The 20269-nt window shown below is 66.9% G+C and carries 19 protein-coding genes; 13 read left to right on the top strand and 6 right to left on the bottom strand.

The window, feature by feature from the left end:
- Window positions 1–26: 26 nt before the first annotated feature.
- The 3 genes from DID98_RS23320 to DID98_RS23310 all read left to right on the top strand — a co-directional run bounded on the left by DID98_RS23320 (window position 27) and on the right by DID98_RS23310 (window position 2772).
- Entirely contained in the window at window positions 27–737 is a 711-nt protein-coding gene (locus DID98_RS23320; RefSeq protein ID WP_124520510.1) for a glutamine amidotransferase, read from the top strand.
- 203 nt (window positions 738–940) lie between these two features.
- On the top strand, window positions 941–2053 hold the full coding sequence (locus DID98_RS23315; protein ID WP_124571498.1) for an NADH:flavin oxidoreductase/NADH oxidase: 1113 nt from the start codon (window positions 941–943) through the stop codon (window positions 2051–2053).
- Window positions 2054–2241: 188 nt separating this feature from the next.
- Window positions 2242–2772: an SET domain-containing protein gene (locus tag DID98_RS23310; RefSeq protein WP_124486811.1), complete on the top strand. Its 531-nt coding sequence runs from the start codon at window positions 2242–2244 to the stop codon at window positions 2770–2772.
- A 92-nt stretch (window positions 2773–2864) separates the two neighbouring features.
- Here the strand turns inward: DID98_RS23310 and DID98_RS23305 are convergent, their stop codons facing one another.
- The gene (locus DID98_RS23305) at window positions 2865–4349 is read right to left on the bottom strand and encodes a sensor histidine kinase (protein WP_124571497.1); all 1485 of its coding nucleotides are present in this window, start codon (window positions 4347–4349) and stop codon (window positions 2865–2867) included.
- Between the two features lie 116 nt (window positions 4350–4465).
- Window positions 4466–5158, bottom strand: coding sequence for a response regulator transcription factor (locus DID98_RS23300; RefSeq protein ID WP_006401494.1), 693 nt, complete (start codon window positions 5156–5158; stop codon window positions 4466–4468).
- A gap of 122 nt (window positions 5159–5280) precedes the next feature.
- On the opposite strand from DID98_RS23300, the gene DID98_RS23295 reads away from it, so the two are divergent.
- A complete protein-coding gene (locus DID98_RS23295; RefSeq protein WP_044845220.1) occupies window positions 5281–5511 on the top strand; it encodes a DUF3717 domain-containing protein in 231 nt (76 codons plus the stop codon).
- Window positions 5512–5603: 92 nt separating this feature from the next.
- On the opposite strand, the gene DID98_RS23290 is transcribed toward DID98_RS23295, so the two are convergent.
- Both DID98_RS23290 and phhA read right to left on the bottom strand, forming a co-directional pair.
- Entirely contained in the window at window positions 5604–5912 is a 309-nt protein-coding gene (locus DID98_RS23290; RefSeq protein ID WP_044845221.1) for a 4a-hydroxytetrahydrobiopterin dehydratase, read from the bottom strand.
- A 212-nt stretch (window positions 5913–6124) separates the two neighbouring features.
- Window positions 6125–7018 carry a phenylalanine 4-monooxygenase gene (phhA, locus tag DID98_RS23285; RefSeq protein WP_044845222.1) on the bottom strand — a complete coding sequence of 298 codons (894 nt, stop codon included), beginning with the start codon at window positions 7016–7018 and terminating at the stop codon, window positions 6125–6127.
- A gap of 138 nt (window positions 7019–7156) precedes the next feature.
- Between phhA and DID98_RS23280 the strand changes: the two genes are divergently transcribed.
- Window positions 7157–7642, top strand: a complete 486-nt coding sequence (locus tag DID98_RS23280; protein WP_006408082.1) for an Lrp/AsnC family transcriptional regulator — start codon at window positions 7157–7159, stop codon at window positions 7640–7642.
- A 54-nt stretch (window positions 7643–7696) separates the two neighbouring features.
- Here DID98_RS23280 and DID98_RS23275 read toward each other — a convergent pair whose 3' ends face one another.
- A complete protein-coding gene (locus DID98_RS23275) occupies window positions 7697–8230 on the bottom strand; it encodes a class IV adenylate cyclase (protein WP_124571496.1) in 534 nt (177 codons plus the stop codon).
- 239 nt (window positions 8231–8469) lie between these two features.
- Complete coding sequence (locus DID98_RS23270; RefSeq protein WP_044845224.1) at window positions 8470–9369, bottom strand: LysR family transcriptional regulator; 900 nt, start codon at window positions 9367–9369, stop codon at window positions 8470–8472.
- Window positions 9370–9771: 402 nt separating this feature from the next.
- Here DID98_RS23270 and DID98_RS23260 point away from each other — a divergent pair, with 402 nt between their 5' ends.
- The 8 genes from DID98_RS23260 to DID98_RS23225 all read left to right on the top strand — a co-directional run bounded on the left by DID98_RS23260 (window position 9772) and on the right by DID98_RS23225 (window position 20267).
- Window positions 9772–11457 (top strand): GMC family oxidoreductase, encoded by a 1686-nt coding sequence (locus DID98_RS23260; RefSeq protein WP_124571495.1) that lies wholly within the window; start codon window positions 9772–9774, stop codon window positions 11455–11457.
- 500 nt (window positions 11458–11957) lie between these two features.
- Window positions 11958–12737 (top strand): ABC transporter ATP-binding protein, encoded by a 780-nt coding sequence (locus DID98_RS23255; RefSeq protein WP_040142748.1) that lies wholly within the window; start codon window positions 11958–11960, stop codon window positions 12735–12737.
- Window positions 12734–13489 carry an ABC transporter ATP-binding protein gene (locus DID98_RS23250; RefSeq protein WP_124486816.1) on the top strand — a complete coding sequence of 252 codons (756 nt, stop codon included), beginning with the start codon at window positions 12734–12736 and terminating at the stop codon, window positions 13487–13489. The genes DID98_RS23255 and DID98_RS23250 overlap by 4 nt, the downstream gene beginning before the upstream one ends.
- A gap of 77 nt (window positions 13490–13566) precedes the next feature.
- Entirely contained in the window at window positions 13567–14766 is a 1200-nt protein-coding gene (locus DID98_RS23245) for an ABC transporter substrate-binding protein (protein WP_044845227.1), read from the top strand.
- A gap of 99 nt (window positions 14767–14865) precedes the next feature.
- Window positions 14866–15750: a branched-chain amino acid ABC transporter permease gene (locus DID98_RS23240; RefSeq protein ID WP_124571494.1), complete on the top strand. Its 885-nt coding sequence runs from the start codon at window positions 14866–14868 to the stop codon at window positions 15748–15750.
- Window positions 15750–16724, top strand: a complete 975-nt coding sequence (locus DID98_RS23235; protein WP_044845249.1) for a branched-chain amino acid ABC transporter permease — start codon at window positions 15750–15752, stop codon at window positions 16722–16724. Before DID98_RS23240 ends, DID98_RS23235 begins: the two co-directional genes overlap by 1 nt.
- 1140 nt (window positions 16725–17864) lie before the next feature.
- A complete protein-coding gene (locus tag DID98_RS23230) occupies window positions 17865–19022 on the top strand; it encodes an ABC transporter substrate-binding protein (RefSeq protein WP_044845229.1) in 1158 nt (385 codons plus the stop codon).
- Between the two features lie 189 nt (window positions 19023–19211).
- Window positions 19212–20267: a branched-chain amino acid ABC transporter permease gene (locus DID98_RS23225; protein ID WP_124520445.1), complete on the top strand. Its 1056-nt coding sequence runs from the start codon at window positions 19212–19214 to the stop codon at window positions 20265–20267.
- Window positions 20268–20269 lie beyond the last annotated feature (2 nt).

The following is a 20269-nucleotide window of genomic DNA, read 5'->3' as shown; positions in this document are numbered from 1 at the left end:
TCCGTCGATCGACCGGGAGGCCGATGATGAACGCTGAAGTGGTGGCGATCCGCCACGTGCATTTCGAGGACCTCGGCAGCTTCGAGCAGGTGCTCGGGGCGCGCGGGCGGCGGGTGCGCTACGTCGACGTCGGCGCGTCGCGCGTCGAGGTGCTCGACGCGCTCAAGCCGGCGCTGCTCGTGATGCTCGGCGGGCCACTCAGCGTGTACGAAGACGCGCAGTATCCGTCGATCGCGCCGCTCACGGCGCTCGTGCGCCAGCGCATCGACGCCGGGCTGCCGATCCTCGGCATCTGCCTTGGCGCGCAGTTCATCGCCCGCGCGCTCGGTGCGCGCGTCTATCCGGCTGCGCAGAAGGAACTCGGCTGGGCGCCGCTGACGCTCACCGACGCGGGCCGCGCGTCGCCTCTGCGCCATCTCGACGGCGCGGCGACCTCGATGCTGCACTGGCACGGCGATACGTTCGACCTGCCGGGCGGCGCGATCCATCTGGCCTCGACACCGGCCTGCCGCCACCAGGCGTTCGCGTGGGGGCAGCACGTGCTGGCGCTGCAATGCCATCCCGAAATCCGTGCCGACCGCTTCGAACCGTGGCTGATCGGCAACGCCGGCGAAATCGCGTCAACACCGGGCATCGACGCACGCCAGCTGCGCGCCGACACCGTGCAGCACGGTCCCGCGCTGGAGGCGGCCGCGCGACGCATGTTCGCGGAGTGGCTCGACAGCGTCGGGCTTTGATCCCGAGCGAGCGGCACCGCGTGTGACCGGCCCGCAGGCCTTGCCGGCCGGCGCACCGCTGCATGCCGTGTGCGCGCGGCATCGCTGCCGGCGGTACGCCGGCGCTACCTGACCATCCGCTTACTGCCGAACCGGCCGCCAGCAGGCTTCGAGCCCGCATGCTACGCTCGTCCGCTGTTTCCCTTTCCTGGCGAGCGGCCTCCATGACTGCGCTGTTTTCCCCGTTCACGCTGCGCGGCGTGACCGTTCCGAACCGGATCGTGATCTCCCCGATGTGCCAGTACTCGGCCGAGCGCGGCGAGGCGACCGACTGGCACATGATTCACCTGGGCCATCTCGCGCTGTCCGGCGCGGGCCTGCTCTGCATCGAAGCGACCGCGGTCGAACCCGACGGGCGCATCACGGCCGGCGACCTCGGTTTGTGGGACGACGCGACCGAAGCAGCGCTCAAGCCCGTGCTGGCGGCGATCCGCAAACATTCGCCGGTCCGCGTCGCGATGCAGCTGTCGCACGCGGGGCGCAAGGCGTCGAGCGAGGTGCCGTGGAAGGGCGGCCAGCTCGTGTCCGTCGCCGATGGCGGCTGGCTGCCGCATGCGCCGTCGGCCCTGCCGCACAAGGACGGCGAGACGCCGCCGCTCGCGCTCGACGCGGCCGGCCTGAACCGGATCCGCGACGCGTTCGCCGCCAGCGCGAAGCGTGCCGCGCGCCTCGGCATCGATGCGATCGAGGTGCATGCGGCGCACGGCTACCTGCTGCATCAGTTCCTGTCGCCGCTTGCGAACCAGCGTACCGACGAATACGGCGGCTCGCGCGAAAACCGGATGCGCTTTCCGCTCGAGATCTTCGAGATCGTGCGCGCGGCGTTTCCGGCGGACCGGCCGGTCGGCGTGCGCGTGTCGGCGACCGACTGGGTCGAGGGCGGCTGGGAACTCGAGGACACGATCGCGTTTGCGCACGAGCTGAAGCAGCGCGGCTGCGACTGGATCGACGTGTCGTCCGGCGGCGTGTCGCCGCTGCAGAAGATTCCGCTGTCGCCCGGTTACCAGGTGCCGTTCGCGCAGGCGGTGAAGCGGGCGGTCGGGATGCCGACGATCGCGGTCGGCCTGATCAACGATCCCGCGCATGCGAACCGGCTGATCGAGTCGGGCGACGCCGATTTCGTCGCGATGGCGCGCGCGATGCTGTACGACCCGCGCTGGCCGTGGCATGCGGCTGCCGAGCTCGGCGCGCAGGTGTCGGCGCCGCCGCAGTACTGGCGTTCGCAGCCGCGCGAGCACAAGGCGTTGTTCGGCGACATCGCATTCGGCCAGCGCTGAGCGTCATGCGCGCAATATTGCGCGCGATGTTGAGCGAAGCAATCTTGAACGTGTAGGATGCGGGTGATTCGCCGCATGTCCCGACGCGGCACCGACCGGTGCCGCGTTTTCGTTTTGCGCGACGCAGGGCCGCGCAAAACGACAGCGCGGCCGTCTTCCATTCAAGTCGTCTTCAAAGGATTCGTTCGATGAGTTCACGCAGGATCGCGGTACGCCGCTCGGGAGTTCACGGCAAGGGCGTGTTCGCGGTGGAGCCGATCAAGGCCGGCGAACGCGTAGTGGAATACAAGGGCGAGCGAATTTCGTGGAAGGAAGCGCTGCGCCGCCATCCGCACGACCCGAACGAGCCGAACCATACGTTCTACTTCGCACTGGAAGAGGGCGGGGTGATCGACGGCAAGATCGACGGCAACAGCGCGCGCTGGATCAACCATTCGTGCGCGCCGAACTGCGAGGCCGAGGAGATCAAGGGCCGCGTGTTCATCCACGCACTGCGCGACATCGGGCCGGAAGAAGAGCTGTTCTACGACTACGGCCTGGTGATCGACGAGAAGCTGACGAAGAAACTCAAGCGGGAATACGCGTGCCATTGCGGCGCGACCGCATGCCGCGGCACGCTGCTCGCCACGCCGGACGACGACGGCAAGAAGAAAAAGAAGAAGGACAGGAAGGACGGCAAGTCCGAGTCCGGCGCGAAGGACAAGAAAAAGAAGAAGTGACCGGTGAGGCCGCGCATCGCGCGGCTGCTTCACCGCCGGATGGCCGCCACTCGGCCGTCCATCCAGCCTGATGAGGGTTCGCCGCGCGTGCCTCAGTGCGTCGGCGCGGCGGCCGGCGTCTCGCTCGCCGGCTTCCCGGTGCGCTTGGCGAGCGGCACCCGCACCACGAAGCGCGAACCGCCTTCCGATGCATCCTCGTACGACACCGTGCCGCCGTGCATCGCGATGATGTCGTGCACGATCGCGAGCCCGAGCCCGGCGCCCGTCTCGACGCCGTTGCCGCTTTGCGCGTCGCCACGGAAGAAGCGCTTGAACAGGTCGGCCTGCTGATTGGCCGGGACGCCCGGGCCGTTGTCCTCGACGACGATCTCGGCGGCCGCTTCGCCGGTCTCGAGCGCGCCGCGCGCGACGTTCACCGTGATCCGCGCCCCGTGCGGCCGGGCGAGCGGCACGTATTTCAACGCATTGTCGAGCAGGTTCGCGATCACCTCGCGCAGCAGCACGGGGTTGCCGCGCACGTTCAGCGTTTCGTCTTCGCCGGGATCGTCGCTGCGCTGGAAGCCGAGGTCGACATGCGACGCGAGCGCGCGCGGCACCCATTCGGCACCCGTCTCGAACGCCATCGCGGCCAGGTCGACGTCGACGAAACGCGCGGCCTGTTCGCCCGGCTCCGCGCGTGCGAGCGACAGCAGCTGGTTCGACAGCCGCACCGCGCGGTCGGCGGCCGCGCGCAGTTCGCGCACCGCGGCATAGGTCTGCTGCGAGTCGCGTGCGACGGCGGCCTGCTCGGCATGCAGCTTCACGGCCGTGAGCGGCGTGCGCAGCTGGTGCGCGGCATCGGCGATGAACTTGCGCTGCGCGTCGAGCGCGGTCTTCAGGCGGCCGAGCAGCGCGTTCATCGCGCTCGTCAGCGGCCGGATCTCGAGCGGCACGTCGGTTTCGTCGACCGGCTCCAGCGACGTGTGGGTCTGCCGGTTCAGCGAATCGGCGAGATGCGTGAGCGGGCCGAGCTGCTGGTTCACGACGCGCCACACGATGCCCCAGCCCGCGAGCAGCAGCAGCAGCAGCGGCATCATGATCGCGACGAGGAATTCGGCCGCGATCCGGTAACGGTGCCGCACCGGCTGCGCGACCTCGACCACCATCGGCCGGCCGCCGTCGACTTCCTCGACGCGCACCTGCGCGACCCGCACCGCGCGGTTGTCGTACTCGGCCTCGAACACGTACGCGTGATGCATGCGGCGCACGTTGATGCCCCGCAGCGGCAGTTTCGGATCGCCGGCGAGTTCCTGCTCGCCGTCGCTGATCCGGTAGATCAGCGCCTCGGCCGGATCGGAGAACATCGCCTGCGCGAGCGGCGGCACCGTGAACGGCGCGTCGGGGCCGGCGATCTGGATCTGTTTGGAGATGGCGGTCGCGAGGTCGGCGAGCGAGCGGTCGATCACGTGTTGCGTGTATTGCCACGCGAGCCAGTAGGCGATCAGGCCGCTCATCAGCGCGAGCATCGACAGCGGCGCGGCGAGGCGCCGGAGCAGCGAGCGGCGCAGGCTGGTGGTCACAGCCGGATCAGAAGACATTTCGACGGGCAAATGGATAAGCGCCGCTCACGGGGAGCGGCGCGGACGTGCGCCGGACGGCGACGCGGGCAGGGCGGCTCGCCGGCGGCACGCGGCCGGCGGGCGTGCGGCGCCGCTCAGACGCTCGCGGTCTGGCGGATTTCCTGCAGCAGATAGCCGAAGCCGCGCACCGTGACGATTTCGACGCGGCACTGCTCGAGTTTCTTGCGCACGCGATGCACGTAGACTTCGATTGCGGTGTCGCCGAGATCGCCGCCGAAGTGCGTGAGGTGATCCTGCAGCTGGGCCTTGCTGACGACGCGGCCGTGACGCAGCAGCAGCATTTCCAGCACCGCGAATTCGCGCGGCGACAGTTCGAGCGGCTTGTCGTCGTTGAAGATGCGGCGATCGACGCCCGACAGGCGGACGCCGCCGAGCGACACTTCCGGACGCGGCATGTCGCTGTGCGGGCCGCTGCGGCGCATCACCGCGCGGATGCGCGCTTCGAGCTCGGCCGGCTCGAACGGCTTGAGCATGTAGTCGTCGGCGCCGGAGTTCAGGCCCTGGATCCGGTCGTTCAGTTCGTCGCGCGCGGTCAGCACGATGACCGGCGTGTGGCGGTTGGTCTGGCGGAAACGCGTGAGCAGCGTCATCCCGTCGATGCCCGGCAGGCCGAGGTCGAGGATCACGAGTTCGTGGCGGTTCTGTGCCAGCGCCTGTTCGGCAAAGATGCCGTCATGCACCATGTCGACGGTGAAGCCAGCCTGCTCGAGGCTGCTCTGGATACCGCGTGCGATGGGGCGGTCGTCTTCGATCAGAAGGAGTCGCATGAAGTTCGCTCAAGTACAATGGGTTGGCGGTTCAGGCACGCGGACAGCACGACGCCGTTTCCACAGGGGCGCCGCATCGCCTGACATCAAGCATGGCGGCCAGCGAACGATTAAATCCAATCATGTCCGATATTTCGATCCACGACCTCGAAGCCGCGATCAATTTCTGGCGCGCCCGCTCGCCGTCGAGCGGCGACGAACTCAAACTCTGCGAAGAGGCCAGCGCGCTCTCCAAGCCGTATGCGCTGCTGATTGTACAGCGCGCAAGCGCGCTGCAACTGGAAGGTTTGGACCCCAGGGCGCGGAAAGCGTACGAGACTTACGTGCGCCTTAAGGATGGCTTGGAAAGTTGAAGGCTTTCGCTGAGTACATCCTAGAAAACGTTCATCGAAATGAAAAGTTGACGCGCCGCGCGTCGAAAGACGCGCGGCGGTAGAGGACGACCTCAGGCGGCCGGTTGGGTATGTGCGCACACCTGGTCGATGAACGTCGCGAGCGCGATGTCGCGCTCGGTCAGGCCGTCCGCATCGTGGGTCGACAGCGTCACGTCGACGCGGTTGTATACGTTGAACCATTCCGGATGGTGGTTCATTTCCTGCGCCTTGATCGCGACGCGCGTCATGAAGCCGAAGGCCTCGTTGAAATCGGCGAAGCGCAGGCTGCGCTGGATCGCGTCGCGGCCCGGCACGGCCGTCCAGTGCGGCAGGCCTTCGAGCCGGGTCTTGCGTTCTTCTGATGTGAGCTTGTGGATCATGTTGCACCTCGTTCGGTAACGGCGCCCGCACGCGAGCAAAGGCCACGCGGCAAAGCCGGTACCGGTCATTGTTTCATAGTTGGGCGACGGGCATCCGGTGAAGAGCATTCGGTGACGGGCATCCGGGGACGGCCATCTGGCGACGGGCATCGGAAGGCGGGCATCGGAAGGCCGGCGCCGGTGCACGAATCACGCCGGCGCGGGCCGCGGCCTTACGCGTCCGCGTCGTCCGGCCAGCCTTCTCCCGTGCCGCGATGCAGCACGAGATCGCCATCGCATACCGCGCCGGCCGCGAATTCGGGCTGCGCGGCCAGCCGGTCGGCCAGCGCGCGGCCGTCGACGTCGGCCAGCGCGAACAGCTGCGCGAAATCGTCGATTACGAAGTAGGTCTTCTGGAACGTGTCGATCCGGTACCGCGTGCGCATCACGCGCTCGAGGTCGAAACCGAGCCGGTTCGGCGCCGCGCTTTCGAGACTGTAGAGGCTCTCGCCCTTGCTCGACACGATCCCGGCGCCGTAGATCGACAGCCCGTTCGTGCCCTGCGGGTCGCGGATCAGGCCGAATTCCACCGTATACCAGTAGAGGCGCGCCAGCCGCGCGAGCGCCGCTTCGTCGTCCGCGACCGCGAGCGCGGTGCGGCCGTAGGCCTGCATGTAGTCGGCGAACACCGGCTCGATCAGCAACGGCACGTGGCCGAACAGGTCGTGGAAGCAGTCGGGTTCCTGCAGGTAGTCGAGCTGGTCCGGGCGGCGCATCCACCAGGTGACCGGAAACCGCCGGTTCGCGAGGTGCTCGAAGAACACGCGATCGGGCACGAGGCCCGGCACCGCGACGATTTCCCAGCCGGTGGCCGGCTTCAGCTGGCGGTTCACGTCGGCGAACGACGGCACGCGATCGGCCGGCAGGTCGATCTTCCCGAGCCCGGCGACGAACGCGTCGCACGCGCGACCGCGCAGCAGCGCCGACTGGCGCGCATAGAGCTGCTGCCACACCGCGTGGTCGACCTGGCCGTAACGTTCGAGCGGCTGGTCGATGGTGAAATCGGCGCGGGTTTCGAGGCCCGCATCGAACTGCTCCTGCAGTTTTGCGGTGACGACGGTGGACATGGTGAGGCTCTGCACGCTGTGATGGGAACCATGCAAGTGTAGAGCGGGGGACATGCGGAATGGGCGCAAAGATGGCGTTGATTCGCTTGATGATGCGATAATCGCGCATCAAAACAGGAATTAATGCGGAGAATGCTCATGCTGGAACTCGATCACTTCGATCTCGCGCTTCTCGACGTGCTGCAGCGCTTCGGCCGCGCGACGCACCAGCAGCTCGGCGAGGAGGTGCCGCTGTCGCCGTCGCAGATCGGCCGGCGGCTGCAGCGGCTCGAGGCGGCCGGCGTGATCGAAGGCTATCGCGTGATGTTGCGCCCCGAAAAGCTCGGGCTCGGCGTCACCGCGTTCACGAGCCTGAAGCTCAAGCACCACGGCGATTCGATCATCGAGCAGTTCCAGCAGCAGATCGACGTGCTGCCCGAGGTGCTCGAATGCCATGCAGTGGTTGGCGATGCCGACTATCTGCTGCGGATCGTCGCGCCGGATCTCAACGCGCTGTCGCAGTTCGTGATGAAGAAGCTGATGCGCGTGCCGGGCGTCGACAGCGTGCGCTCGAACATCGTACTGACGACGTTCAAGCGCAATGGCGCGCTGCCGCTCGCGCACCTGGCGCCCGGCGCCGCGTGACGCGGCGGCAGGGCTGGCGGCGGGGCGCAAGGCGGCGCCGCGGATAGGGCTCGATCAGGCCGCTGCGGATTGCGCGTCGGCGTTCAGCAGGTCGACGTACGCGACCGCGACGAGATCCTCGTGCGCCACGCCGAGCTTCTCGAACACGTCATGCGCCTCGGCTTCGCCCCCGGCTTCGTCGTCGTCGGGGCCGAGCACCACTTCCAGTTCGATGAAGTCGCCGAGGCCGTCGACGCGGTCGAGGTGGATCCGCGTGCGGCCGACGAGGTACACGTGCCGTTCCTTCGTCACGATGCCGCGCGTGGTCAGCGCAGTCGCGAGCAGCGAGTGCATCGCGTCCGGGTTCGTGACCGGGCTGCGCGTGTAGTACGACGCTTTCGGACCGTCGCGATCGTCGCGCTGGTAGAAGATCAGTTCGGCCGGCGTGCCGTCTTCGAAGCGGCGCAGCTTCAGCCGGCCGCGCGGCACGTCGTAGAAGAAATCCTGCTGGCGGTAGAAGAGCGGTGCTTCGGTTGCGAGCGTCGCGGCGCGTTCGCGCAGCTGGTCGAATTCGCGGGCGCGGGCTTTGATCTCGATGTTGCGGGCCATGCGGGTCTCCTTCAATCAGGGGTCTCGCGGTGTGCGAACGGACAATCTAGCAAAAAGCCTGCGATGGTGGCGTGACGAGCGACTGGCGCGCGGCAACGCGACGCGGAGCGGGCGATTGGGACTCGTATGTGATTTCGCCGGTCATGCGCGGGCGAGTTGGCGATTTGAAAGATCCGCAAGATCCGCAAGTCAGCCGCAAAAGTCCACTGCACGACCTGTCACACCGACATCAGCCACGCTCATATCGCCCACTGCGTCTCGATCAGTCGCAGCGCGGCCGCGATTGCCGGTTCGTCGCGCCGTTCGACGAGCGCCACGAAAGTCAGCTCGGTCGGCACCGTCACGCGTTCGACGATCGTCAGCGCGTGCGCGTGCGCTTCGGCCAGCGCGGTCGAGTCCCGCGCGAGCGTCAACCCGATCCCCGATTTCACGAGATCGAGCATCGACTGCTCCTGGTCGACCTCGGCGACCTTCACCGGCTGCGCGCCGGCCGCCGCGAACAGCCGCGACAGCAGCCGGTGATGGGCGGACGCCGGCGGCGTCCAGATCCACGGCAGCGCGGCGAGCGCGCGCCAGTCGTGCGCGCGCTGCACGCGCTCCTTCCAGCCGGCCGGCGCGAGCACGCGGTACTGGAAACGCGTGAGCGTGACCGTGTGGAACAGCGTGTCGTCGCGCGGCTCGTCCTCGCCGGGCCGGCCGATGTAGTAGCCGACGTCGAGCGCCCGCGCGCGCACCTGCTCGAGCACCCAGCCGGACATCCCGTGCCGCAGCGCGGTTTCTATCTGCGGATGGGTTTCGACCAGCGCGCGCAGGAAGCCGCCGAGCCGCAGGAAACCGGGGTCGAGGATCGTGCCGATCCGCAACCGGCCGCGCACCTCGTGCCGCAGCGCGGCAGCGGCGCGCTGCACGTCGGCGGCTGCGGCCAGCGCGCGCTCCGCATGCGGCAGCAGCGTCTGGCCGTCGCGTGTGAGCGCGAGCCCGCGCGACGTGCGCGTGAACAGCGTGACGCCGAGCGTTTCCTGCAGATGCTTGATCTGCAGGCTGACGGCCGGCTGCGTCAGGTGCAACTGCACGGCGGCGCGCGTCAGGTTGCCTTCGCGGGCGACCGTCGCGAACGCACGGAGCAGGGTGAGATCCATCGTCGTGATATGAGCGCAGCTTATAACGCAGTTCAGCATAACTCATTGGATCGGCGGATGGCAGGCGGAGTACGCTTCATCGATCGCGTCGCCTGCGACGCACTATGCTGAAAACGACGCGCGGGATTGCGCCGCGCGGGACACAACAATGCGCTTTGCATGGGGCACGAGTAAGCGATGAAGTGCTAACTCGGGTCGACCGCAAAGCACGGGGCACGAGTAAGCGCTAAAGCGCCAACTCGGGTCGACCGCAAAGCATGGGACCCGAGTAAGCGCTAAAGCGCTAACTCGAGTCGACCGCCGTGGGGATGGAGTAAGCGCTGAAGCGCCAACTCCATCCAACCACGCCATGGGACCCGAGTAAGCGCTGAAGCGCTAACTCGGGTCGACAGGAGACAAGTCGTGACGACTCAACGCACGCTCGAGGGCGAATTCGATTACGTGATCGTCGGCGCGGGCACCGCAGGCTGCGTGCTCGCGAACCGCCTGACCGAGGATCCCGAGATCCGCGTGCTGCTGCTCGAAGCGGGCGGCAAGGACGACTATCACTGGATCCACATCCCGGTCGGCTATCTGTACTGCATCGGCAATCCACGCACGGACTGGCTGTACAAGACACAGCCGGAGGCGGCGCTCAACGGCCGCGCACTGTCGTATCCGCGCGGTCGCGTGCTCGGCGGCTGCTCGTCGATCAACGGGATGATCTACATGCGCGGCCAGCGCGAGGATTACGACAGCTGGGCGCAGGAAACCGGCGACGCGGGCTGGTCGTGGGACAGCGTGCTGCCGATCTTCAAGCGCAGCGAGGACCACCACGCGGGTGCGAGCGACGCACACGGCGCAGGCGGCTACTGGCGCGTCGAGAAGCAGCGGCTGCGCTGGGAGATCCTCGAATCGTTCGCGCAGGCCGCGCAGCAGACGGGCATCCCGGCGACCGACGATTTCAACCGCGGCGACAACAGCGGGGTCGGCTATTTCGAGGTGAACCAGAAGCGCGGCGTGCGCTGGAATACGTCGAAAGCGTTCCTGCGCCCCGCGATGACGCGCCCGAACCTGACCGTGATAACCGGCGCGCATGCGCAGCGCGTGATCTTCGACGGGCGGCGCGCGGTCGGCGTCGAATATCGCGGCGGCGGCACCGACTACGTCGCGCACGCACGCGCCGAAGTGCTGCTGACCGCCGGCGCGGTGAATTCGCCGCAGCTGCTCGAACTGTCGGGCATCGGTGCGGGCGCACGGCTGCAGGCGCTCGGCATCGACGTCGTGCAGGACCTGCCGGGCGTCGGCGAGAACCTGCAGGATCACCTGCAGCTGCGGATGGCATTTCGCGTCGAAGGCGTGCGCACGTTGAACACGCTGTCCGCGCACTGGTGGGGCAAGCTGATGATCGGTGCCGAATACGCGCTGCTGCAACGCGGGCCGATGTCGATGGCGCCGTCCCAGCTCGGCGCGTTCGCAAAATCCGATCCCGACGATCCCGCGCTCACGCGCCCCGATCTCGAATATCACGTGCAGCCGCTGTCGCTCGAGCGCTTCGGCGAGCCGCTGCACAGCTTCAACGCCTTTACGGCGTCCGTCTGCCATCTGCGGCCGAGTTCGCGCGGCAGCGTGCATATCGCGAGCCCCGATGCCGGCGTGGCGCCGTCGATCGCACCGAACTATCTGTCGACCGACCACGATCGCCAGGTCGCCGCGAACGCGCTGCGCCTCACGCGCCGCATCGCATCCGCGCCGGCGCTCGCGCGCTACCGTCCGGAGGAGATCCTGCCGGGCGAGCGATACCGGACCGAAGCCGAACTGATCGAAGCGGCGGGCGCGGTCGGCACGACGATCTTCCATCCGGTCGGTACGTGCCGGATGGGGCGCGCGGACGACGCGCGTGCCGTCGTCGACAGCCGGCTGCGCGTGCGCGGCATCGCCGGGCTGCGGATCGTCGACGCATCGGTGATGCCGTTCATCACGTCGGGCAACACGAATTCGCCGACGCTGATGATCGCCGAGCGCGCAAGCGACATGATTCGCGCCGATCGACGCGCGGCGCACGACGCGACGCAGGTGCGAATGGACGCGACGATGACGGCTGCGTGACGCCACGCTGACACGCGCGACAGCGGGCTGTCATCCGAGCGCCCGCTGTTTCGCTATGCGAAGCAAAGGTGACGCGCGAGCATCACAATGACACGGGCCGGCGATGCGCACGGCAATTGCTTCGCGCACCCGCTTATCGCTTATGTCACGCGGCTTTTTTTTGCGCGACGACATGACGCGCAGCGTCACATGCATGCGTTCAATCAGGCACGTCCGATGCGAGCATGCGCACCTCGATGATGCGCGCGTCAAAATAGCGCGTCGAAAATTCTCGCTCAGCCGCGCCCGATATGGCAGCCCGCCCTATAAGTGCAAATCCCGATGATTGCACTGCACCAACGGCGCGACAATGTTGCGCAGTGTGCATACGCGTCGGCGCGGGAGACCACCCTCGAGGCGTAATACGGCGCCCCGGGGGCAGCCCGCTGATCCGCGGACTTGTTCGCGGTCGCTTGCGCGAATCCTCCCGGTGCTTCGCCTGACTTCGTACGGAAGGGAACATGATTCTCGGCGACACGATTCTCGAAACACGCGGACTGACGAAGGAATTCAGGGGCTTCACCGCCGTGAACGGTGTCAACCTGCGTGTGCGGCGCGGCGCGATCCATGCGTTGATCGGACCGAACGGCGCGGGCAAGACCACCTGCTTCAACCTGCTGACCAAGTTCCTGACACCGACGGCCGGCCAGATCGTCTTCAACGGCATCGACATCACCGACGAGCGGCCCGCGCAGGTCGCGCGGCGCGGCATCATTCGTTCCTTCCAGATCTCGGCGGTATTCCCGCACCTGACCGCGTTGCAGAACGTGCGCATCGGTCTGCAGCGCGCGCTCGGGACTGAATTCCACTTCTGGCGCAGCGAGCGCACGTTGCGGCGCCTCGACGATCGCGCGATGGATCTCCTCACGCAGGTCGGCCTCACCGATTTCGCGCACGTGCCGACGGTCGAACTCGCATACGGCCGCAAGCGCGCGCTCGAGATCGCGACGACGCTCGCGATGGAACCCGAACTGATGCTGCTCGACGAGCCCACGCAAGGGATGGGCCACGAGGACGTCGATCGCGTGACCGCGCTGATCAAGAAGGTGGCGAGCGGCCGCACGATCCTGATGGTCGAGCACAACATGAACGTGATCGCGGGCATCTCCGACACGATCACCGTCCTGCAACGCGGCGAAGTGCTGGCCGAGGGCTCGTATGCGGAAGTGTCGAAGAATCCGCTGGTGATCGAGGCCTACATGGGCAGCGCCGATGCGGCGCTCGCGGGGGCGCACGCATGAAGCACAGCGAACGGGAGGAACGCGAATTGAGCGGCGTCGAGAGCGGCACGCCCGCGCTGGAGATCACGGGCCTCGAGGCCTGGTACGGGGAATCCCACATATTGCACGGTGTCGACCTGAGCGTTCATCGCGGCGAGGTCGTCACGCTGCTCGGCCGCAACGGCGCGGGCCGCACCACGACGCTGCGCGCGATCATGGGCCTCACCGGCCGCCGCAGCGGCTCGATCAAGGTTTCGGGCAACGAGACGATCGGCCTCGCGACGCACCGCATCGCGCATTTCGGCGTCGGCTATTGCCCGGAGGAGCGCGGAATCTTCTCGAGCCTGTCGTGCGAGGAGAACCTGATGCTGCCGCCGCCGATCGGCCCGCGCGAGCACGCGATGTCGCTCGACGAGATCTACACGATGTTCCCGAACCTCGCGTCGCGCCGGCAGAGCCAGGGCACGCGGCTGTCCGGCGGCGAGCAGCAGATGCTCGCGGTGGCGCGGATCCTGCGCACCGGCGCGAACCTGCTGCTGCTCGATGAAATTTCCGAAGGCCTCGCGCCGGTGATCGTGCAGGCGCTCGCGCGCATGATCGTCGCGCTGAAGGCGCGCGGCTACACGGTCGTGATGGTCGAACAGAATTTCCGCTTCGCCGCGCCGCTCGCCGACCGCTTCTACGTGATGGAACATGGCCGCATCGTCGAGCATTTCCGCTCATCCGAACTGGAAGGCAAGATGCCGATCCTTCACGACCTGCTCGGGGTGTGACGCCGCCCCGTTTCCCTTGCCGCTAGCCGTGGCGGCCTACGAACAACCACAACGCATCAGAACAACAGGAGACGTCAATGAAAATGAAGACCCTCGCACACGCGTGTCTGGCGGTCGCGACCGCAGCGTTCACCGCCGGCGCCGCACACGCCGCGGATAGCGTGAAGATCGGCTTCATCACCGACATGTCGGGGCTGTACGCGGACATCGACGGGCAGGGCGGCCTCGAGGCGATCCGGATGGCGGTCGCCGACTTCGGCGGCAAGGTGCTCGGCAAGCCGATCGAGGTCGTCTATGCCGATCACCAGAACAAGGCGGACATCGCCGCGTCGAAGGCGCGCGAATGGATGGACCGCGGCGGGCTCGACCTGCTGGTCGGCGGCACGAACTCCGCGACCGCGCTGTCGATGAACCAGGTCGCGGCCGAGAAGAAGAAGGTCTACATCAACATCGGCGCGGGCGCCGACACGCTGACCAACGAGCAGTGCACGCCGTACACGGTCCACTACGCATACGACACGATGGCACTCGCGAAGGGCACCGGCTCGGCGGTGGTGAAGCAGGGCGGCAAGAGCTGGTTCTTCCTGACCGCCGACTACGCATTCGGCAAGGCGCTCGAGAAGAACACGTCGGACGTCGTGAAGGCGAGCGGCGGCCAGGTGCTCGGCACGGTGCGGCACCCGCTGTCGGCGTCGGACTTCTCGTCGTTCCTGCTGCAGGCGCAGTCGTCCAAGGCGCAGATCCTCGGCCTCGCGAACGCGGGCGGCGACACGATCAACTCGATCAAGGCCGCGAAGGAGTTCGGCATCACGAAGACGATGAAGATCGCCGCGCTGCTGATGTTCATCAACGACGTGCACAGCCTCGGCCTCGAGACGACGCAGGGCCTCGTGCTGACCGACAGCTGGTACTGGAACCGCGACGCGACGGCGCGCCAGTGGGCGCAGCGCTACTTCGGCAAGATGAAGAAGATGCCGTCGAGCCTGCAGGCGGCCGACTACTCGTCGGTGACGACCTACCTGAAGGCGGTCCAGGCGGCCGGCACGACCGACTCCGACAAGGTGATGGCCGAGCTGAAGAAGGCCAAGATCAACGACTTCTACGCGAAGGGCTACATCCGCCAGGACGGCAGCATGATTCACGACATGTACCTGATGGAAGTGAAGAAGCCGTCGGAATCGAAGGAGCCGTGGGACTACTACAAGGTGCTCGCGACGATTCCGGGCGAGCAGGCGTTCACGACCAAGCAGGAGACGCGCTGCGCGGCATGGAAGTAAGCGCGGGCGCGGCCGCAGCGATGTGGCCGCTGCACCGCCCGCGTGCACGACGGCATGACGGTTGCGCACGCAACGAAACTCATTCGGACGGCTAAGTCGATGGAAATCTTTGGCATTCCGTTGCCGGCGATGCTGAGCCAGTTGCTGCTCGGGCTCGTCAACGGCTCGTTCTACGCGATCCTGAGCCTCGGGCTGGCGGTGATCTTCGGGCTGCTCAACGTGATCAACTTCGCGCACGGCGCGCTGTTCATGCTGGGCGCGATGCTCGCGTGGATGGGGCTGTCGTATTTCGGGTTGCCGTACTGGGCGATGCTCGCGCTAGCGCCGCTGATCGTCGGCGCGTTCGGGATCCTGGTCGAGCGCTCGATGCTGCGCTGGCTGTACAAGCTCGATCACCTGTACGGGCTGCTGCTCACGTTCGGCCTCACGCTCGTCGTCGAAGGCGTGTTCCGCTCGATCTACGGGTCGTCCGGCCAGCCGTACGACGTGCCGTCGCAGCTGTCCGGCGCGACCAATCTCGGCTTCATGTTCCTGCCGAACTACCGCGCGTGGGTGGTCGTCGCGTCGCTCGCGGTGTGTCTCGCGACCTGGTTCGTGATCGAGAAGACGCGCCTGGGCGCCTATCTGCGCGCGGGCACCGAGAACCCGAAGCTCGTCGAGGCGTTCGGCGTGAACGTGCCGATGATGATCACGCTCACCTACGGCTTCGGCGTCGCGCTCGCGGCATTCGCGGGCGTGCTCGCGGCGCCGGTGATCCAGGTGTCGCCGCTGATGGGCCAGCCGATGATCATCACCGTGTTCGCGGTGGTCGTGATCGGCGGGATGGGCTCGATCCTCGGCTCGATCATCACCGGGCTGATGCTCGGCGTGATCGAGGGCTTCACGCGCGTGTTCTATCCGGAAGCGTCGGCCACGGTGGTGTTCGTGATCATGGCGATCGTGCTGCTGATCCGCCCGGCTGGCCTGTTCGGCAAGGAAAAATGATGCAGAGAAAAGTGCTCTACGGCGTGCTGCTCGCCGCACTGCTCGCAGCCCCCTTCATCGGCGCGTATCCGGTGTTCGTGATGAAGGTGCTCACGTTCGCGCTGTTCGCGGCCGCGTTCAACCTGCTGATCGGCTATACGGGGCTGCTGTCGTTCGGCCATGCGATGTTCCTCGCGACCGCCGGCTACGCGACCGGCTATACGATCCAGACGCTCGGCTTCACGCCGGAGCTCGGCGTGCTCGTCGGCACCTTCGCCGCGACGCTGCTCGGGCTCGTCGTCGGCCTGTTCGCGATCCGCCGGCAGGGCATCTACTTTGCGATGATCACGCTCGCGTTCGCGCAGATGGTCTATTTCATCTACCTGCAGGCGCCGTTCACGCACGGCGAGGACGGCCTGCAGGGCGTGCCGCGCGGGCATCTGTTCGGGGTCGTCGACCTGTCCAACGACGTCGCGCTCTACTACGTCGTGCTCGCGGTGATCGTCGCGGCGTGCGCGTTCATCGTGCGCATCGTGCACTCGCCGTTCGGCCAGGTGCTCGTCGCGATCAAGGAAAACGAGGCGCGCGCGATCTCGCTCGGCTACGACACCGACCGTTTCAAGCTGCTCGCGTTCATCCTGTCGGCCGGGCTCGCGGGGCTGGCCGGTTCGCTGAAGGTGCTGGTGCTCGGCTTCGAGACGCTGTCCGACGCGTACTGGACGATGTCGGGCCTCGTCGTGCTGATGACGCTCGTCGGCGGGATGGGCACGCTGTTCGGGCCGCTGCTCGGCGCGGCGCTGATCGTCGCGCTGGAGGACCGGCTCGGCGACATCGGCGAATGGCTCGCGTCGATGACGGGCATCGGCTGGTTCCACTCGCTCGGCGAATCGGCGACGATCGTCACCGGGCTGATCTTCATCGCATGCGTGCTTGCGTTCCGGCGCGGGATCGTCGGCGAGATGGTCGCACGGGTCAAGACGCTCAGGCCGTCCTGATTGCAGCGCGCCGCGGCGTGGCGACGCGTTGATGCGAAGCACCATCCGGCGCGGCCGGGAAGGGCGTCGCGGCGGCCTCGGGACGGTGCCGCGCGGCAAGGCTGGTGCCCCATTTTCGTGCGGCGATGCACCATAGGGGTAAATGCTAAGTTGTCGCAGAGTGAAAGGTCCTTTAATCTTCGTTTCAGTTCTGATGCACCGCGAAACGAATTTGCAGGTGGAGAACGAGGAGACAATCGAGGCACAAAGTGCCCGGACCCCAAAGCGCTGTTGGACGGAATCCAACAGCGCTTTTTCATTTGTGTGCGCGAATTTCCATTGATGGTGCAGGCGAGTGGCGCCGCGTTTCCCGCCCGTTTCTGCCTCACCTCATCTCGCATCGCTCGCGTTTCATCCCGTCCCCCCGTTTTCGTCCACTCCTGCCGGTCGATCGCCGCTGGCGCGCAGCCACGCGCATGCCGTCCGGGCTTACCCGGTTGGCGTGCGCAAAAAGCGTCCGTTACACTCAGCTTTCGCCGACCGTGCGGTCGGGAAAATACTCGGCAGTTCTCCTACAAGCAAAATGCAGAAGAGGGAGTGCGGTTGGATGAGAAGCGCGGGACGATGGATCGGGGTGCGACGGGCGGCTGGCGCCGCTCGTTCGGGGGCGGCGGTGCATCGGTATGCCCGGGCTTTCACGAGCCGTCCTGCGGACGGTATGCGCGTTCTGGAGCGATTGCCCGGCACGGCGGCTTCTCCGGTCGTTGCGTTCGCATCCGACGCGTCGTTCGGATGCGCATGAACCGCCGGTTTTCCGATCGTGTGCCGCGCGCTTGCGGAGCCGAACCAGGCTCGGCCGGCCGACCTTCCCGCGATCGTTGCATTCGCATCGATCGCGTCTCGCGCAACGCTGCGTTTCTCCGTTCCCTTCATCCTGGCGACATTGCTGCCGCGCATCGTGGCGGTCGAACGACCGTTTCGGAACGCGCCGCGGCGCGTGCGTGCGTGCGATCGCCGGGGCTCGATTGCGACGCCGGCGTTTCACGGGAAAACGAGCGTAGACGCGGTACGGCGAGATAGTTAATTTATTAACTTGTTTGAGGGCCGGGAGCCGCCCGAGCGACCCACGGATTTTTCGAGCAGCGTTTGGAGACAACGTAAATGAAGATGAATCGATGGATGGAGGTTCTGCTTGCCGCGGGCCTCGTGGGTGCGGCGGCCACGGCGTCGGCGCAGGTGAAGATCGGCGTGACGCTGTCGGCCACCGGGCCGGCCGCCTCGCTCGGGATTCCGGAAAAGAACACGATCGCGCTGCTGCCGAAGGAAATCGCGGGCAAGAGTGTCCAGTACATCGTGCTCGACGATGCGTCCGACACGAGCCGCGCGGTGCAGAACGTGCGCAAGCTGATCGACGAGGATCACGTCGACGCGATCATCGGCTCGTCCGTCACGCCGAACTCGCTCGCGATGCTCGATCCGGTGTCGCAGGGCAAGACGCCGACGATCTCGCTCGCGGCGAGCGCGCAGATCATCTCGCCGATGGACGCGAAGCGCGCATGGATGTTCAAGGTGCCGCAGAACGACCAGCTGATGGCCGACGCGATCGCCGGCTACATGGCGAAGCATGGCGTGAAGACGGTCGGCTTCATCGGCTTCGCCGATGCGTACGGCGACAGCTGGTACAAGACGTTCAGCGCGGCGGCCGAGAAGAACGGCCTGAAGCTCGTGTCGAACGAGCGTTTCAACCGCACCGACGCGTCGGTGATGGGGCAGGTGCTGAAGCTGTTGGGCTCGAATCCGGACGCGGTGCTGATCGCCGGTTCGGGCACGCCGGCCGCGCTGCCGGCCAAGACGCTGAAGGAGCGCGGCTACAAGGGCAAGGTGTACCAGACGCACGGCGTCGCGAACAACGACTTCCTGCGCGTGTGCGGCAAGGATTGCGAAGGGGAGATCCTGCCGGCCGGCCCGGTGCTCGTGACCGACCAGCTGCCCGATTCGAATCCGGTGAAGAAGCCGGCGCTCGGCTACAAGGCCGCATACGAAAAGGCGTACGGGGCCGGTTCGCTGGCGACCTTCGGCGGCCATGCATGGGATGCGGGCCTGCTGCTGCAGCGTGCGATTCCCGATGCGCTGAAGAAGGGCCAGCCGGGCACCGAGGCGTTCCGCGAGGCGCTGCGCGCATCGCTCGAGAGCGTGAAGGACCTGCCCGTGTCGCACGGCGTGATCAACACGACGGCGACCGATCACAACGGCTTCGACACGCGGGCGCGCGTGATGGTGCAGATCGTCGACGGCAAGTGGAAGCTGCAGGCCGAGTAAGCACCACGTGAAACCGGCGGGCGCGGCGCGAACGGTGCCGTGCGCGCCGTCGGCGGCGCGGCGATCCGTGCTCGCGCCGCATGGAATGCCGGGAAGCCCGCAACGCGACGCCTGACCGCCGGTCTTGCCGTCCGCGCGCGGGCCGTTCCCGTCGCCGTTTCTCCGCAGCATTCTCGATACACGAAACGTATGGATCTCTCGATTGCGGCGATCCTCGCGCAAGACGGCATCACGACCGGCGCCATTTATGCATTGCTGTCGCTGGCGCTCGTGCTGGTGTTTTCCGTCACGCGGGTGATCTTCATTCCCCAGGGCGAATTCGTCGCCTACGGTGCGCTCACGCTTGCGGCGTTGCAGGCGCAGAAATTTCCCGCCACCTGCTGGCTGCTGTTCGTGATGGGCATCGCGTGCTTCCTGCTGGAAGTCGGCGGCCTGGTCCGCCATCGCGAACGCCGCCATCAACTCGGCCGCACGCTTGCGACGCTCGGCAGCCGCTACGTGCTGCTGCCGCTCGCGGTGTTCGCGATCACGCGCAGCTTTGCCGCGCAGCCGCTGCCTATGCTTGCGCAGATCGCGTTGACGCTCGCGATCGTCGTGCCGATGGGGCCGTTCGTCTACCGGCTCGTCTATCAGCCGATCGCCGAAGGCACGACGCTGCTGTTGCTGATCGTGTCGGTCGCCGTCCATTTCGCGATGGTCGGCCTCGGGCTCGTGATGTTCGGCGCAGAAGGCTCGCGTACCAACGGCTTCGCGGATGCGTCGCTGTCGGTCGGCAGCATGACGGTGTCGGTGCAGAGCATCCTCGTGGTCGTGACCGCGCTGGTGCTGATCGGCGCGCTCTACGTGTACTTCGGCCGCACGATCGCCGGCAAGGCGCTGCGCGCGACGTCGGTGAACCGGCTCGGCGCGCGGCTGGTCGGCATCGGCACGACCGAAGCAGGGCGGCTCGCATTCACGCTGGCGGCCGGGCTCGGTGTGCTGTCCGGCATCCTCGTCGGTCCGTTGACGACGATCTATTACGACTCCGGCTTCCTGATCGGCCTGAAGGGTTTCGTGGGCGCGATCATCGGCGGGCTGGTCAGTTATCCGCTCGCGGCCGCCGGCTCGCTGCTGGTCGGCGTGCTCGAATCGTATTCGTCGTTCTGGGCGAGCGCGTACAAGGAAGTGATCGTGTTCACGCTGATCATCCCGGTGCTGCTGTGGCGCAGTTTCGCGGCGCCGCATGCGGAAGAGGAAGAGGAGTAACG

Origin of the sequence: Burkholderia sp. Bp8984 (genome assembly GCF_003853755.1) — a bacterium.
Lineage (GTDB): Bacteria > Pseudomonadota > Gammaproteobacteria > Burkholderiales > Burkholderiaceae > Burkholderia.
The sequence above is the reverse complement of the archived record's forward strand: the minus strand, read 5'-3'. Positions and strand labels throughout refer to the sequence as shown.